The following is a 1,065-nucleotide window of genomic DNA, read 5'->3' on the forward strand; positions in this document are numbered from 1 at the left end:
GCTCGAATACGATACCACCCCCAACCTCTTCCGGGAGCACCTGCTCACCGAGCCGCTGGATATCAAGGGTCAGGTGCGGCGCAACAACGGCCGGGTCACGGTGGCGGACAAACCGGGCCTGGGCATCGAGTTGAACTGGGAGTTCGTGGAAAAATATCAGGTGGAGTAGACCGCGGGGGCGGTTTTCCCTGCCGGCGCCCGCAACGTCCGGGATTTAAAACCTGTTATTTCCACCCCGGTTTCAATGCGATCCTCCCCCTTCCCACCGGGCTCCCCCGCCGCAATGCATCCCGGATGGCGCGAAAGGGTTTCTCTTTACTTCGAGTGAGGAAAAGGATAAGAAATCGGTGGATTTTTCATCAGGGTTTCATCTTCGCAATCCAAACGCCAACCCACCCTACAGGGGAGAAATATGAATCGCTTATTTCAAACATCATCCACCCGTATCACCTCCTGGCTGCTGCCCGCGGCCCTGCTGGCCGTCTTGTTTTTCCTGTTCGCGCCGGTTTCCAGCGTCTTCGGCCAAAATTGCCCCCGGGGCACTTTGGACACCCGGTTCTGCGACAGGGACGGCAATCTGACGGCGGACCTGCCCACCGACAAGAGCAAGTGGATCGACCCCAAGGTGCTCATCTTCGCCTACACGCCCGTGGAAGACCCTTCCGTCTATAAAAAGGTGTGGGATGGCTTCCTGCACCACATGGAAAAAGTTACCGGACGCAAGGTGCGCTTCTTCGCCGTGCAATCCAACGCCGCCCAGATCGAAGCCATGCGGGCCGGCCGGCTGCATATTGCGGGATTCAATACCGGGAGCAATCCCCTGGCCGTCAACTGCGCCGGATTCGTCCCGTTCACGATCATGGCTTCGAAGGACGGGAGCTTCGGGTACGAGATGGAGATCATCACCCACGTGGACAGCCCCGTCAAAAGCGTGAAGGACATCAAGGGCCGCACGCTGGCGTTCACGTCACCCACCTCCAACTCCGGATTCAAGGCCCCCTCCGCCCTGCTCAAGGCCGAGTTCGACATGATCCAGGACCGGGACTTCAAGGCCACCTTCTCCGG

At 59.3% G+C, this 1,065-nt stretch carries 1 protein-coding gene; it reads left to right on the top strand.

Features of this window, described 5'->3' with window-relative positions; genetic code table 11:
* Window positions 1–412: 412 nt before the first annotated feature.
* Window positions 413–1,065 (top strand): phosphate/phosphite/phosphonate ABC transporter substrate-binding protein (phnD, locus tag FVQ81_18660; GenBank protein ID MBW7998552.1); only part of this gene is annotated, 653 nt, incomplete at its 3' end.

Source organism: Candidatus Glassbacteria bacterium, from assembly GCA_019456185.1.
In the GTDB taxonomy this organism is placed as follows: Bacteria; Gemmatimonadota; Glassbacteria; order GWA2-58-10; family GWA2-58-10; genus JAJRTS01.